Genomic DNA, 13,264 nt, shown 5'->3' with positions numbered 1-13,264 from the left:
TCCTTTGGCGGCACGGCGCGTTTCATTCCGAGAAATATAGAGAAAGGATGAAAAAATCATATACTTTCCTATATTTTAAATGAAGCTTACGCTACAGCGCGGCCAGTCAGCCTGAACAGCTTGGCAAACAGCTTGCGAAGTGGTTCAGGGAATGTTTTCACATCTTCCGCTGTCACGACGCGCAGTAAAATGAGCAGCCCCAAATATAATCCGCCAATAACGGCGCCAGCCACAATTGCAGAAATCACATACGCCAGCCTATCCGGCAGCATAAAGCTTTCCAACAGCCATCTGAGGCCCTTGTCGACTCCCCAGCCTGCTGCCATGGAAATGAGTACGGCAGCAAAATAAGGCACCCAGCGGCGGCCAAGCACGTTGAATTGCACATAAGTGCGAATCGATTGCAAATTAAACCAAGTAATAAAAATAAAACATAGCGTTGATGCAGCAATCAGCCCATAAATACCGAAAATCGGGGCCAAAACAAAGCTGCCCAATAGCTTGAGCCCTATGCCAATTAATGTGTTATACATCGCTAAGCGCGGTCTGCCAAGCCCAAACAATACCGAATTGCTGATCATCATCGTCGCCTGGAAAATCGTTCCCGCTGTCAAAGCCGCCACAATGCCGCTTCCTTGCGGTCCTGTAAACAGCAGTCCTGTAACCGAATACGCCAATACGGCAAGCGTAAGCGCCGCTGGAATGCCTGTAAACAGCACAATACGCATAACGAGCGAGGTTTGGCGATTAACCTCTGACATATTCCGCACGGAAAATGCAGAAGATATAACCGGAATAATCGAAGTGCTCAGCGCTATCGCCAAAATCGGTGGAATACCGGCAATGGATTGCGCCTTTCCCCCAAAATCCGCCAATACCTCGATTGCCTGATCATAGCTGTAAACGCCCGCTCTCAATTTCATGAGCAAGTAATTATCGACCATATAAATGAGTTGAACCGTTATAGCGGTAACGACAATCGGGATTGAAATCGAAAATATTTCCCGGTAAATAGTGCGAAAAGGAATACGGGAGGCTTCCGCTTTTTGTAAAGCGATCGTTTTTGCAGCCTCGCTGTCCGCTGGCATTTTATCCATTTCAAGCTTGTCGGTCCGGCGCAGCTTGACTGCGTACCACACCATCACCGCAATAGCGCCTATCGCTCCGAAAAAGTTGCCGAAGGACGCTGCTGCTGCTCCCATCTGATCTCCCCAGCCCCAGGCGAGTACAAGAATCGCCAAGCCGACACCGACAATTACGCGCATAATTTGCTCCATAATTTGCGAGAGCCCGCCCGCCATCATCAGCTGGCGTCCTTGAAAATAACCGCGCATCATGGCGATTAGAGGAAATAAGAGCAGCGTTGGCGCTATCGCCCGAATAGCGAATACCGCATCAGGCAAATCTTGAGACGCTGCCAGCTGTGGTGCAAAAACATACAGCAAAGTAGCCAAGATTAGTCCTGTTACCAGACCGAACAAAAGCGCCGCCTTATAAATGCGCTGCGCTTCCTGCTGGCGGCCGAGCGCATAACGTTCGGACACCATTTTGCTAATGGCACTTGGGATGCCGCCTGTTGCTACAATAAGTAAAGTTAAATACAGATTGTTGGATACGGTAAAGCTTGCTAGGCCTTCCTTGCTAAGCATATGCTCCAGCGGCACGCGCTGGAAAATACCGAGCATGCGGGCGACCAGCGCGGCCATAGCTAAAATCAGTGTTCCTTTAATAAGTGAATCTTTCTTCATAGCGGGTATGTCTCTCTTTCGAATGCAAGATTATGGTTTCACGATTGGCTCAAGCGGCTGGTGATTGCCGCGGACTGGTACTCCGGCGTTAGAAGGCTTTGCCCAATGAACCGCATTTTTGATCACCTGCAGCACTTGTTCATTGTAATAAGTCGGATACGTTTCATGACCTGGACGGAAGTAAAAAATCTTCCCTTGGCCACGATAGAAGGTACAGCCGCTGCGGAACACTTCGCCGCCCTCAAACCAGCTTAAGAAGATGAGTTCGTCTGGCGCTGGAATATCAAAATGCTCGCCGTACATTTCTTCATGCTCGATTGTAATGTACTCCGGCAAGCCTGCGGCAATCGGATGGGCCGGATTCACGGTCCAGATGCGTTCCTTCTCGCCTGCTTCGCGCCATTTCAGATCGCAGCCGGTACCCATTAGTTTTTTGAAAATTTTCGAAAAATGACCGGAATGCAATACAATGAGTCCCATGCCTTGCATGACGCGCCCATGCACACGTTCGACAATGGCATCATCGACTTGATCATGGCCCATATGTCCCCACCAGATAAGGACATCTGTGTTCCCCAGGCGTTCTTCGGTCAGTCCGTGCTCTGGCTGATCAAGCGTAGCTGTAGCGATTTCAAATGAATCGGTGGCGATGCCTGCTGCTAGAGCGTTATGTATGCCATCCGGATAAACGCGCAGCACCTCTTCATGCACCTTCTCATGCAAAAACTCATTCCATACCGTCACTTTAACCATCTATTCTCAGCTCCCCCAAATATAATAAAACGATTTCAAAACGTTGTAGGCCATGTTGTTTGCTTTTAGGTTTTTCAGGTTTTCAGGTTTTCCCTGTAAAAAGCGAAGGATTGTCTGAGCTGCTTTGTGTGAAGGTTGTTGATGAAAAAGGCGGAGCGGAGTAAAAGGTTTGGATTTGAGAAGCGGAGCGTTCGCCTTTGCTCTGGATTTCAACCGTTGAAGCGGTTATTGAAAGAAATCCAGAGCAACAGCGATCGAAAACCAAACCTTTTACGCAGCACAGCACTAATTTCATCATTCGTCCCTTAAACAACCAGCCAAACAATAAAGAGCACAATCATGATCGATTGCAAAACAACCTTCACCACAACGCTCGACAGCAGCCCAACAAGCGAGCCAATACCAACCTTCGCAGCATGCTTCCATTCCTGAACGACGAACAGCTCACCGATAACCGCACCCACGAACGGGCCGATAATTAGACCGAATGCAGGAATAACGAATGGTCCCAAAATAAGGCCGATGGTACTGCCGATTATAGAAGCTTTGGAGCCGCCAAATCGCTTGACGCCCCAGGCACTGACCGCATAATCCGCTACAAACAAAGCAACGACGATGAGCGTTTGCAGCGTCCAAAAGACCCAGCCGAACGGCTCAAATGTAATGCACAGCCCGTAAGCAAAAAACGCGGCGTAAATCGCAAGCGCCCCCGGCAAAATCGGATACACTGTACCCGCCATACCGACAATAAATAAAATGATAACGAGCGACCAGCCTAAGATGTCCAAACCGTTTTCATCCCTTCAGTACATATTTCTTAATAATTTCGGCAACGCCATGCTCATTATTCGACAACGTAATGACGTCAGCCGCTTCTTTCACAGCATCTTGGGCATTGCCCATAGCAACGCCAAGTCCAGCATCGCGAATCGCGGCAATGTCGTTCAAGCTGTCGCCGACAGCAACGACCTGTGACATTTCAATGCCCATGACTTCACAAAGCTCGCTGAGCGCGGTTGCTTTGGTAATGCCTTTCGGATTCATCTCCCAGTTGCTCGTAGAGGAATTTGTAATTTCAAGTGCATTCCACTCGCTGACTTCCTCGTAAATCTTCTTAAGTACGACATCATCTTCGGTGTAATACCCGAATTTCAGCCAATGATGGGCTTCATAATCATCCGCTGGCGTAATCCATTTTTCTAAATTATAAATGTCCTTCGTGCTGTATGCCCAAAACCAGGTGCCTGCGTGCTTCTGTGCGATTTTATGCAGCCGCTCTACATAGTTCGGATCAAGCAGCGCTCTGCGGTGCAGCACATGAGGCTTCTTCCATATTTCGCCCCCGTTTACCGTAATCATCGGCGTTTCAAGCTGTAATTGCTCGGCAAACGGCAAGGCGCTGCGAAAGCCGCGTCCCGTCGAAAAACTGACCGTTACACCCGCATCAAGCGCCTTTCTAATCCAAAAAGCATTTTCATCGCTAATTTCACTCAGTTCATTCAGCAGCGTCCCATCCATATCGAGTGCTACTAATTTATAATCTGCCATCGTTACCTCCTGCATTTGCTGCATAACATCATATCTTGATGCAATACTGCCATTTTATCATATTTTGGGCGTAAGCCAAACGATCCTGCCCCACTTCAAAAAAATAAAGGCCAACCGCAAATTACCGGTTGACCTTCATCCCCGCTGCACGTTGAAACGCAGCTTAAGCAAAGTTCGCATATCGCGTATTATTGTGCTAAACGGCGCAAACGCCATTTTTTCCAGATGACGCCATGGCTAGGCGAGAACAGCAGTGCCAAGATGAACAGCACACCGGCAGCACTAACGATACAGCCTGCAATCGAGGCATCGAGCACAGTCGCCACGCCATATCCAATGAACGTGCTGGCAATGCCCACACCTGCGCTCATGGCGATCATGACGCTCAGCCGTTCCGTTAATAAATAAGCGGTCGCAGCAGGAATAACCAGCAGCCCGACAACGAGGATAGCCCCTACGCTCTCGAAGGAGCTGACCGTCGCCATCGACACGAGTCCCATCAATAAATAATGGAACAAGGCAACGGGAATGCCGCAAGCTGCCGCAAGCGCAGGATCAAAGGCGCATAATTTGAACTGCTTATAGAACAGCCCAATGACGACTAAAATGACCGTTAACGTAATGCCAAGCAGCCATACTGCTATCGGCCCCATACTGACGCCGTTCAGCGTCCACGTATTCCAATGCACATAGGCAATTTCACCATATAAAATCGCATCCTGATCGAGATGCACCTGGCGGGCATACAAGCTCACCAGCAGCACCCCGGTAGCAAACATCGCGGTAAATACAACACCAATGGAGGCATCCGATTGAATGCCGCTTTGCTGAAACAGCTGAATAAGGAACACAGCGAGCAAGCCGCAGGCCATAGCAGCCAGCATCATGACGAGCGAATCCCGTGAGCCGCTGATCAGAAAAGCAATAACGATACCCGGCATAACCGAGTGGCTAATCGCATCGCCGATCATCGCCATTTTTCGCAAAACGAGAAAAGCCCCCAATATGCCGCAGCAGCTGGCGACAAGCGAGCCCGTTAGCAGTATCCAAAAATCGCTCATAGCGTCGCTCCCCCTTCTAGCTGCCGCTCCTTATGTCCCTGCTCCTCATCGATGCTCCGTGCAACCTTGAGCCGCAGCATCCGTTTCGCGAGCAATCCTCTACGAGGGCCAAACAAAATCGAAATAAGAAATAATGCCGTTGCCGCAAGCACCGTCAGCGGGCCCGTTGGCAAATTCGAGCCAAGCGAGCTAATAATCGTGCCGATTCCGCCGCTTAAAGCGCCGAACACGCCAGAGATGACAACCATGAAGCCAAGCTTATCCGTCCAATAACGAGCCGACACCGCCGGTGTAATAATCAGCGCGGCCACTAGCACAACACCGACCGCTTGAATGCCCACTACTACAGCCACGACCATCAAAAACATAAGCAATTGCTCGATTAAAGCAACCGGATAGCCAAGTCCGCGCGCAAAGCCGGGATCGAATGATACAAGCTTGAATTGCTTGAAAAATAACGTACAGACCGCGATGAGCGATAAGCTCACAATCGACATCGTAAGTACATCGGAGCCAACCATCGCGGCCGCCTGACCAAATAAAAACTTATCCAGTCCAGATTGATTGCCATATTCGCCATGCTGGATAATCGTTAATAATACGATACCGAAGCCGAAAAAGCTGGATAGCACAATCCCCATTGCCGCATCATGCTTAATCCGCGAATTTCGCGTAATCCAGCCGATGCCGAACGTCGCGACAAGGCCGGCTGCCCCTGCTCCAAGCAGAAAAAACAGCAGTGATTTTGTGCCTGTCAGCATAAAAGCAATACAAATGCCGGGCAGTGCCGCATGGGCAAGCGTATCGCCCATCAAGCTTTGCTTGCGCAAATAAGAGAAGCAGCCGATGACGCCACTGCTTAAGCCAAGCAGCGTACAGCTTAGAAAAATCCACTGCATATTCGGATCTTGAATCAGTCTCCACAACGTTTCCATCTCAGCCTCACCCTTTCGTGACAGCAAGCCGGGCATTTCCGCCACGCTCAAGAAAGGCAAGCCGCCCGCCATAGGTTTGCTGGAGCATTTGCTGTGTAAATACTTGCTCGGTTTTGCCGTATGCCTGAAGCTCTACATTAAGCAGCAGTACGGAGTCAAAATATTCCTCGACCGTCGCCAAATCATGATGAACGACGATAACGGTCTTGCCCTGCCGTTTCAGCTCTTGGAGCAAAGTAATAATCGCCTTCTCGGTTGCAGCATCGACGCCTGCAAATGGCTCATCCATGAAATACAGCTTGGCGTCCTGTACAAGCGCCCGCGCCAGAAATACCCGCTGCTGCTGGCCGCCGGACAGCTGGCTGATTTGCCTTGTGGCGAAATCCGCCATGCCGACCTTCGCCAAACATTCCATCGCAAGCCTGCGCTCCTTCGCTCCAGGGCGGCCGAACAGGCCCAGATGGCCGTAACGGCCCATCATGACCACATCCAGCGCATTCGTCGGGAAATCCCAATCGACCGACTCGCGCTGCGGCACATATCCGATCAGCCTGCGCTGCTGGCGGTACGGCTTGCCATAGATCAGCACTTCCCCGCTGAGGCGAGGAATGAGGCCGAGCGCCGCTTTCATGAGCGTGGACTTGCCCGCTCCGTTCGGCCCGATTACGCCAATCAGCTCTCCTTCCTCTATGGAGAAAGATACGCCGCGCAGCACCGGTTTTTTCTGGTAAGCTACGCTTAAGCCTTCAATTGTCAAAGGAGCTGCCGTTTTCAAATGATTTTTCATAGTAGCCATCGCCTCTCACTGCGTCTTGTTATTTGAGTGCATTTACAATTGTATCTACGTTATGTTTGACCATACCGATATAAGTACCTTCTTCCGTTCCCGGATCGCCCATGGCGTCGGAGAACAATTCGCCGCCAATCGTCACTTCATGTCCCAATTGACGAGCACCCTCGATAACGGAATCGATGGATTTGCGCGGAACGCTGGATTCGATGAAGACCGCTTTGATTTGTTTCTCAACGAGAAAATCCCTCAGCTCGCTCACATCTTTCGACCCATACTCAGACATCGTATTCATTCCCTGTAGGCCTGTGACCTCTAGGCCATAAGCTGCGCCGAAATATCCGAAGGCGTCATGCGCCGTTACGAGAATTCTTCCCTTTTCAGGAATCGTTGCGATTTGCTCACGAGCATATTGGTCAAGCTCCTCAAGCTTCGCCAGATAAGCCTCCGCCCGTTCCTTGTAGGCCGCCTCGTTCGCTGGGTCCTTCTCTACTAGCGTATCGCGCATAACCTCGGTTGCAGACATCCACAGCTTTACATTAAACCAGATATGCGGATCATGCGATGTCGAATCGCCGCTTGGATTGCCATGCAGCTCCGACTCTGGAATTTGCGAGGATACCGCAACCGTTGGCTTTTGCTTCTCCAGCTTCTCGAACATCTCTCCCATTTTCCCCTCCAAGTGCAAGCCGTTATAAAAAATAATATCCGCTTCATCCAGCTTCTTCACATCGCCTTGGGATGCTTTGTATAAATGCGGGTCAATGCCTGACCCCATAAGTCCTGTTACAACTACGTCGTCTCCTCCGACCTCTGCCGCCACATTAGCGATCATTCCGGTCGTCGCCGTGATTTTTAATTTCCCATCTCCACTTGCCGTCTCGCTGCCACCGCCGCTTGCGCACCCTGCCAGTACAACTGCTGATAAAGCCAAAAACATTAACGTCATAATTAACCTCTTTAATGCCGAATTCATTTTACGCTGCTTCTTCATGCTTTCAATCTCCTATCCATCTAATTGTTTTAATTGATTTTATTTTGCCTATGCGAATGTAAGTTAGCTAAGCGCCTCTTTGTTTATATTATACAAAAAAGTTTCTCTAGTGCAACATTTTTTTTTAAAAAAAGACCTTTTCCCCAGCAGCGCTGTTGAAAAAGTCTTTTAAAATAAGCTATTAATCTCGATTATTGCACAGTTGTTTCCGTATCGGCAGCATCTGTATCAGTCGAAGCCGCGACATCCTCTGCCTTTCCAGGAATGCCGTTCAGACCAATTTCATAATCGTAGGCATCAAAAATTTTACGGGCAACCGGCGCTGCCGACCAGCCGCCAAAACCACCGTCTGGCATGATGACCGCAACCGCGAGCTTAGGATTGTCAGCAGGAGCATAAGCGATAAATACACCGTTATCCGCTGTTCTGCCTTTAACGGACGATTCTGCTGTCCCTGTTTTACGATTAAATGTGTAGCTGACGCCATCGAAACCTTGCACGCCAACTTTCCCCATGCCAGCCTCAATTTCATTCCAATAGGCATCAGGAAGATCCACTGTATTGAGCACCACTGGCTCAAAGGATTGCACAACCTTGCCCGTGGAATCTTTAATTTCATTTACAAATTGCGGTTTCATTCGCTTGCCATGATTAGCGAGCATCGAAACATACTGCACCAATTGCAAGGCGGTATAACGAGCCTGTTGACCGAACGAGGCACGAATGAGCGCGGATTGCGCACTTGCCGTTTCAAATTCATGATAATAATCGACGCTTCCTTTTTTCTCCATGCGAAGTCCGCTTTCTGTAGAAACGCCAAGCCCGAACTCCTTCATGTATTTGTCCCATACATCGACACCCTCGATACCCGGATACTTTTGGTTCAGCCTGCTGCCGATCATCGCTGCCATGAAAGGGTTGGATGATTTCGCAATAGCCTTTGCTGGATCAAGCGGACCATAGACGTGACCGCCAGCATTTCGGATTGGCACCTCATGACCTGCTTTACCAAATGTAAACAAACCTGTATCGTTGTAAAACGAGTCGGTTGTAAACAATCCTTCTTTTAAGCCAATCAAAACAGAAAGCGGCTTGAGCGTCGATCCCGGTGGAACGAGTGAAGAAGGATGACTTTTGCGTTCCTCATCCGAATCGTATTTAGGATATACCTCCGTAATCGTTCCGTTGTTTACTACATTTTCAATGTTGTCATAATCCTTCTGGCTAATGCTGCCTCCAGCCCAAATATTCGGATCATAGTCCGGCATACTTGCCATTGCGACAACTTTGCCAGTCTCAATTTCCATCGCTACTGCAAAGCCGATTTTCGCATAAGGAGCACGTTCAGCAGATAATGATGAAGTACTAATTTTCTTAATCTGATCCATAATAGCCTGTTCTGTTGTTTGCTGTACGCCCCGATTAATCGTCAGGTAGAGGTCATCGCCTTTTTCCGGATTCGTAATTTGTACAGGACCGACGATAACCTCCTGGTTGTTGACCGGATAGCTCTTCAGCCCGTTTTTACCACGCAGTATATCCTGGTACAATAGCTCAAGCCCGTCGAACCCAACCTCTTCATCCTCCAAATATTGAAGCTGCGGGTCTTTTTCTTGTGCTTTCTCCCCATAAAAATCCAAATTTTCGCGTACACCCTTAAATTTCTTCAAGTACCCGACCAGCTGAACAGCAGTCGTATCCTGACTATAGTGACGCACGCTTTCTTCCATAATATCCAGACCGACAAAGCTGCTCTTATTGCCGAGAAAATAAGCAATTTCCTCATTCGTCAGCCCCGATTTAATCCGTCTCGGCGTAGAAATCGTATTGAGCCTAAACCCTAAATCCATCTGCATAATGACATCTTCCACCGTCATTTTTATAGCTGAATCTCCGTATTTATCAAACACCTCTACGAGTCTGGTCGCTTCCTCGGTAGCAAGCTTCTTCAGCTCTTCCGTTTTATAATTGGGCGGAATGCTGAAATAAAGCGACTGCGTCGAAGTGGAATACGCAATGGCTTTCCCCTCAGAGTCATAAATATTGCCGCGAATCGGCGCGATTTTCACATTGCGTGTGCTCTTCTTGCTGCCCGCCGCGCTTAGCGTCGGCCCTTCTACAAACTGCAAAATAGCCAATTGAATAATCAGTACGCTGAACAAACCAAAGACGATAAAGAAAAATAAGTTCAGACGAAAGGAGAAATGGCGTTTATTAATAATTTCCCTTTTCTGTGGATCATCCGTCAACATGCTCACCTCAATTATGAATTAAATATATGAATTAAATGCTTAGCTGCTTATCCCGAATATGCGTCTGCTCAAAGTCAGGCGAATTAAACCAATCACCTGAAGAAGCCCAAGTTGCATCCAGCGGCAGCCATTTCCCATCTATTCGCACTTCATTCCACGCATGGGGGCCAAAGCCGCCCTTCCCATCTGCGCCAAGTCCCGTTACTACCCGTACCTCGACGTCTACAGCACGCGCCATCATGTCATACAATCTCGCGACATCTATGCAAACACCTTTTCTCGTATCAAACGTGTTCTGCGGGGATTGCTCCTGCCAAATGCCCTGCTCCTCGTAATTGCGGGCCTTATCCCAATCATAAGCAATTCGCGTACCTAGCCACGCGTATAGCGCCCTTGCCTTCGCCTCATCCGTCGCTGCATCCTTGACGACCTGCGCCGCCGCCTGCTCAATGTCTGCAGGAATGGCATAATCGATGACTTCATATTTTCGCTGTAAAATATTTTGGAATTCCGCCTGCATCGCCTCGGCCAAAACAGGCCCGCGTCCAGCGAGCATATCGCCCGCCACCGGTTCCAGCAACGCAGCAGCCTGCATATACAATGGCGATTGCTTAATCATCTGTGCTCCAATGCCGCTAGGAAGCAAAGACACATACACGAACAGGACACCAATGAATATGAAGGCTCGGCCTGCTCCATGGACGCCTCCTAACAAGGCTCCAAAAACGCGACTTGCCGCCCGCTGCCTAGGAAGCGCCATCCGCCGCTCCTGCTGGCGTCCGTCTGCGTCTACGTGAGCTCTTCGCCTAAATATCAGCTCAAGCAGCGGGTTCAGCCCGGAGGCGGCTACTCGCAGCAGCAAATAAATGAACAGAAACAGCAGCACATAACGCAGCAGCGCAAAATCCCTTATACTCGTTATCAACGTGTACCAGGCCTGCTCAATCGAACCCAGCTCTCTGCTAGGGACGATAACATGCTTCCTCAGCATATCCGCTGCGACTGGCGAAAGCTTTCCCGCCCAATGCGAAGCGAGTACAAGACAAGCCACAATTACGATACTTTCCCACACAAAAAAGAAAAGACGCCTCGCCGATCCCGATGCGCCCCTAATCAAACCCTGAATGAGCGAGACAAGGAGCACCAGGAGAACGGCAGCTGTGACAGGCTCCATCATACTTTGACCGCCTGTCTGAATCCATTCCGTCATCCCCGTAATCCCCCTCATTCATTGCTCAAAAACGTTATCTATAGTAAAAGTGCTTATGGTTTGTTTTTTTTGGCTTGATCAATAATCGATTGAATCGTCTCGTCAATTTGCAGTTTAAACAAGTCATTTCCACGGTAAGATACGGAAACTTCATTCGTTCCCGGCACGCCGGTCAGCGCTACGCTATCTGTCGAGACGGTATAGGAGCCGTCTTCATTCGTCGTAAACTTGGCGTTCTTCGCTTCACCGATCATAGCCGAAATCGCTTCCTGCTTAAGGCTTCCCGTTGTTTCCTCCAGCTTCGTGCCAAATGCCTTCAAATCCTCCATCGTATATCCGCTGTAGACGATAACGCCAAATACAATAACGGCGACTAAAGCCCATTTTACAACGGTTTTGACAATGCGGATAATAAGCAGCAGCACAACAAGGGCAATAGCCAGCACAAACCAATGCTCCTTCAGAAAATCGCTCCAAGTATTCCAATCATAACTTGTAAAATCCAGAAACTCCAACCTGACCCCTCCTATTATAACGTGCAGACACTGCTATTATCAAACATTATACCCTAGCTGTAATCCAGCGTAAACGCTGGGCACCCTGCTTTATCCAGACATATCCTGTCCGACCTTGGCGTACAAGTAAATTATATGGCTCAGGGGCATGGCCTATGAATGGAACGGATGTTGCTTCAATCCATGCGCTCCCTGCTAGGCCTGATTACAATCTGGAGGTGAAGCCTGATGAAAACTGCCATCTGGCTCTATTTTTTTCTGTTCGTCGCATTTTTTGATCTGCATGCTCAATATCCGATTTTGACGCCTTTCGCCATCTCGCTTGGCGCAGCGCCATCGTTCATTGGGCTGATGATGGGCATGTATTCCATTACCCATCTGCCTGGCAATCTTATTGCCGGCTATGGCGTTGACCGCTTTGGCAGCAGGCTGTTTATTGTGTTCAGCTTGCTTGGAGCAGGCGTCATTCTCTTGTTCCAAGCCCAAGTGACGAATCCTTGGCAGCTGCTTGTCCTTCGCTCTATTAGCGGCTTCGTGCTCGCCTTCCTCTCGCCAGCATGCCTTGCCTTGCTTGCCCGTATGACGAGCGATCGTACCGAGCAGGGCAAGCTCATGGCTGGCAACGGGCTCGTTCATACGCTGGCAACCGTCATTTCACCAGCAGCAGGCGCTTATATGGTGGCAAAAATCGGCTTCACCACCGCGTTTTATATGCTGGGCTGGATTTTAATCGTTACTGCGATATGCGCGTTGTTTTTCATCCGCGACATCCCAGCAGAAGCAGCCGTTCCTGCCACTCCTGCCGGAACGTTGCCTCATAAGCTGTCTGCCCCGGCAGCCGCCGATTCGAAGTCCGTATCTTGGCTGATTTATGTATTGCCAGTCGGCATCAGCTGCGCGCAGGGCATCCTTTCCTTCGAGCTGCCGCTCATGGCGACAACGACCGCCGGCATGCTAACGACGGGCTTGCTTTTTTCCGTAGTCAGCCTCGGCGCACTAATTACGCTCAGCATGCTGTTTCTCAACCGCTTCTCCGCCTATCGCCGTACTTTATGGGGAGCGCTCGCGCTGGCTTTGATTTATTTCAGCATCGCCGCTGATTCGCCGCTGCCCTTTGCCGTCATGCTGCTGCTTGTAGGCATGGCAAAAGGCATCGTCATTCCCGCAATTTCGATATTGCTTATTGAGCTAAGTGGAGGAGCTCGCTACGGCCGCACCTTTTCCGCTCTATCCATTGCCTATTCGATTGGAGCCTTCCTTGGTCCAATGCTTGCTGGTCAACTGCGCGACTATATGTCGCCGTATTATATCGCCTTTCTCGTCCTGATGCTCGCTGTGTCAATTCTCCCTTTCCACCGTCGCAGCCCGCTCGTTACGCGAACCCATTTTTCATCATGACCGCCACAAGCTTTTCCCCTTGTAATTTGGTACACTGGATGTAAAAAAAACAAGGTGATC

The 13,264-nt window shown here is 49.5% G+C and carries 12 protein-coding genes; 1 reads left to right on the top strand and 11 read right to left on the bottom strand.

Translation table 11 applies throughout. From position 1 onward, the window contains the following. Positions 1-86: 86 nt before the first annotated feature. The 11 genes from WH37_RS00270 to WH37_RS00220 form a co-directional block, all read right to left on the bottom strand. Positions 87-1,748, bottom strand: coding sequence for a putative polysaccharide biosynthesis protein (locus WH37_RS00270; RefSeq protein WP_046228572.1), 1,662 nt, complete (start codon positions 1,746-1,748; stop codon positions 87-89). Positions 1,749-1,778: 30 nt separating this feature from the next. Continuing rightward, positions 1,779-2,501, bottom strand: a complete 723-nt coding sequence (locus WH37_RS00265) for a ThuA domain-containing protein (RefSeq protein ID WP_046228571.1) — start codon at positions 2,499-2,501, stop codon at positions 1,779-1,781. Between the two features lie 305 nt (positions 2,502-2,806). Further along, a complete protein-coding gene (locus WH37_RS00260) occupies positions 2,807-3,289 on the bottom strand; it encodes a DUF456 domain-containing protein (protein ID WP_046228570.1) in 483 nt (160 codons plus the stop codon). A gap of 7 nt (positions 3,290-3,296) precedes the next feature. Then, positions 3,297-4,049 (bottom strand): Cof-type HAD-IIB family hydrolase, encoded by a 753-nt coding sequence (locus tag WH37_RS00255; protein ID WP_046228569.1) that lies wholly within the window; start codon positions 4,047-4,049, stop codon positions 3,297-3,299. Positions 4,050-4,237: 188 nt separating this feature from the next. Continuing rightward, on the bottom strand, positions 4,238-5,110 hold the full coding sequence (locus tag WH37_RS00250) for a metal ABC transporter permease (protein ID WP_046228568.1): 873 nt from the start codon (positions 5,108-5,110) through the stop codon (positions 4,238-4,240). Continuing rightward, the gene (locus tag WH37_RS00245; RefSeq protein WP_046228567.1) at positions 5,107-6,045 is read right to left on the bottom strand and encodes a metal ABC transporter permease; all 939 of its coding nucleotides are present in this window, start codon (positions 6,043-6,045) and stop codon (positions 5,107-5,109) included. The genes WH37_RS00250 and WH37_RS00245 overlap by 4 nt, the downstream gene beginning before the upstream one ends. Positions 6,046-6,052: 7 nt before the next feature. Beyond that, entirely contained in the window at positions 6,053-6,832 is a 780-nt protein-coding gene (locus WH37_RS00240; protein ID WP_046228566.1) for a metal ABC transporter ATP-binding protein, read from the bottom strand. 28 nt (positions 6,833-6,860) lie between these two features. Further along, complete coding sequence (locus WH37_RS00235; protein ID WP_046228565.1) at positions 6,861-7,829, bottom strand: metal ABC transporter solute-binding protein, Zn/Mn family; 969 nt, start codon at positions 7,827-7,829, stop codon at positions 6,861-6,863. Between the two features lie 191 nt (positions 7,830-8,020). Further along, entirely contained in the window at positions 8,021-10,081 is a 2,061-nt protein-coding gene (locus WH37_RS00230; RefSeq protein WP_046228564.1) for a peptidoglycan D,D-transpeptidase FtsI family protein, read from the bottom strand. A 31-nt stretch (positions 10,082-10,112) separates the two neighbouring features. Then, positions 10,113-11,291: a transglutaminase domain-containing protein gene (locus WH37_RS00225; RefSeq protein WP_046228563.1), complete on the bottom strand. Its 1,179-nt coding sequence runs from the start codon at positions 11,289-11,291 to the stop codon at positions 10,113-10,115. A 53-nt stretch (positions 11,292-11,344) separates the two neighbouring features. Continuing rightward, positions 11,345-11,806 (bottom strand): hypothetical protein, encoded by a 462-nt coding sequence (locus tag WH37_RS00220; RefSeq protein ID WP_231594069.1) that lies wholly within the window; start codon positions 11,804-11,806, stop codon positions 11,345-11,347. Between the two features lie 228 nt (positions 11,807-12,034). On the opposite strand from WH37_RS00220, the gene WH37_RS00215 reads away from it, so the two are divergent. Further along, positions 12,035-13,204, top strand: a complete 1,170-nt coding sequence (locus tag WH37_RS00215; protein ID WP_046228562.1) for an MFS transporter — start codon at positions 12,035-12,037, stop codon at positions 13,202-13,204. Positions 13,205-13,264 lie beyond the last annotated feature (60 nt).

The organism is Paenibacillus algorifonticola (genome assembly GCF_000971975.1).
Classification (GTDB): domain Bacteria; phylum Bacillota; class Bacilli; order Paenibacillales; family Paenibacillaceae; genus Pristimantibacillus; species Pristimantibacillus algorifonticola.
The sequence above is the reverse complement of the archived record's forward strand: the minus strand, read 5'-3'. Positions and strand labels throughout refer to the sequence as shown.

Coding starts and splice junctions, on each gene's coding strand:
- WH37_RS00255 (WP_046228569.1), bottom strand. CDS start 4,049: ATGGCAGATTATAAATTAGTAGCACTCGATATGGATGGGACGCTGCTG.
- WH37_RS00235 (WP_046228565.1), bottom strand. CDS start 7,829: ATGAAGAAGCAGCGTAAAATGAATTCGGCATTAAAGAGGTTAATTATG.
- WH37_RS00230 (WP_046228564.1), bottom strand. CDS start 10,081: ATGTTGACGGATGATCCACAGAAAAGGGAAATTATTAATAAACGCCAT.
- WH37_RS00245 (WP_046228567.1), bottom strand. CDS start 6,045: ATGGAAACGTTGTGGAGACTGATTCAAGATCCGAATATGCAGTGGATT.
- WH37_RS00265 (WP_046228571.1), bottom strand. CDS start 2,501: ATGGTTAAAGTGACGGTATGGAATGAGTTTTTGCATGAGAAGGTGCAT.
- WH37_RS00225 (WP_046228563.1), bottom strand. CDS start 11,291: ATGACGGAATGGATTCAGACAGGCGGTCAAAGTATGATGGAGCCTGTC.
- WH37_RS00215 (WP_046228562.1), top strand. CDS start 12,035: ATGAAAACTGCCATCTGGCTCTATTTTTTTCTGTTCGTCGCATTTTTT.
- WH37_RS00240 (WP_046228566.1), bottom strand. CDS start 6,832: ATGAAAAATCATTTGAAAACGGCAGCTCCTTTGACAATTGAAGGCTTA.
- WH37_RS00250 (WP_046228568.1), bottom strand. CDS start 5,110: ATGAGCGATTTTTGGATACTGCTAACGGGCTCGCTTGTCGCCAGCTGC.
- WH37_RS00270 (WP_046228572.1), bottom strand. CDS start 1,748: ATGAAGAAAGATTCACTTATTAAAGGAACACTGATTTTAGCTATGGCC.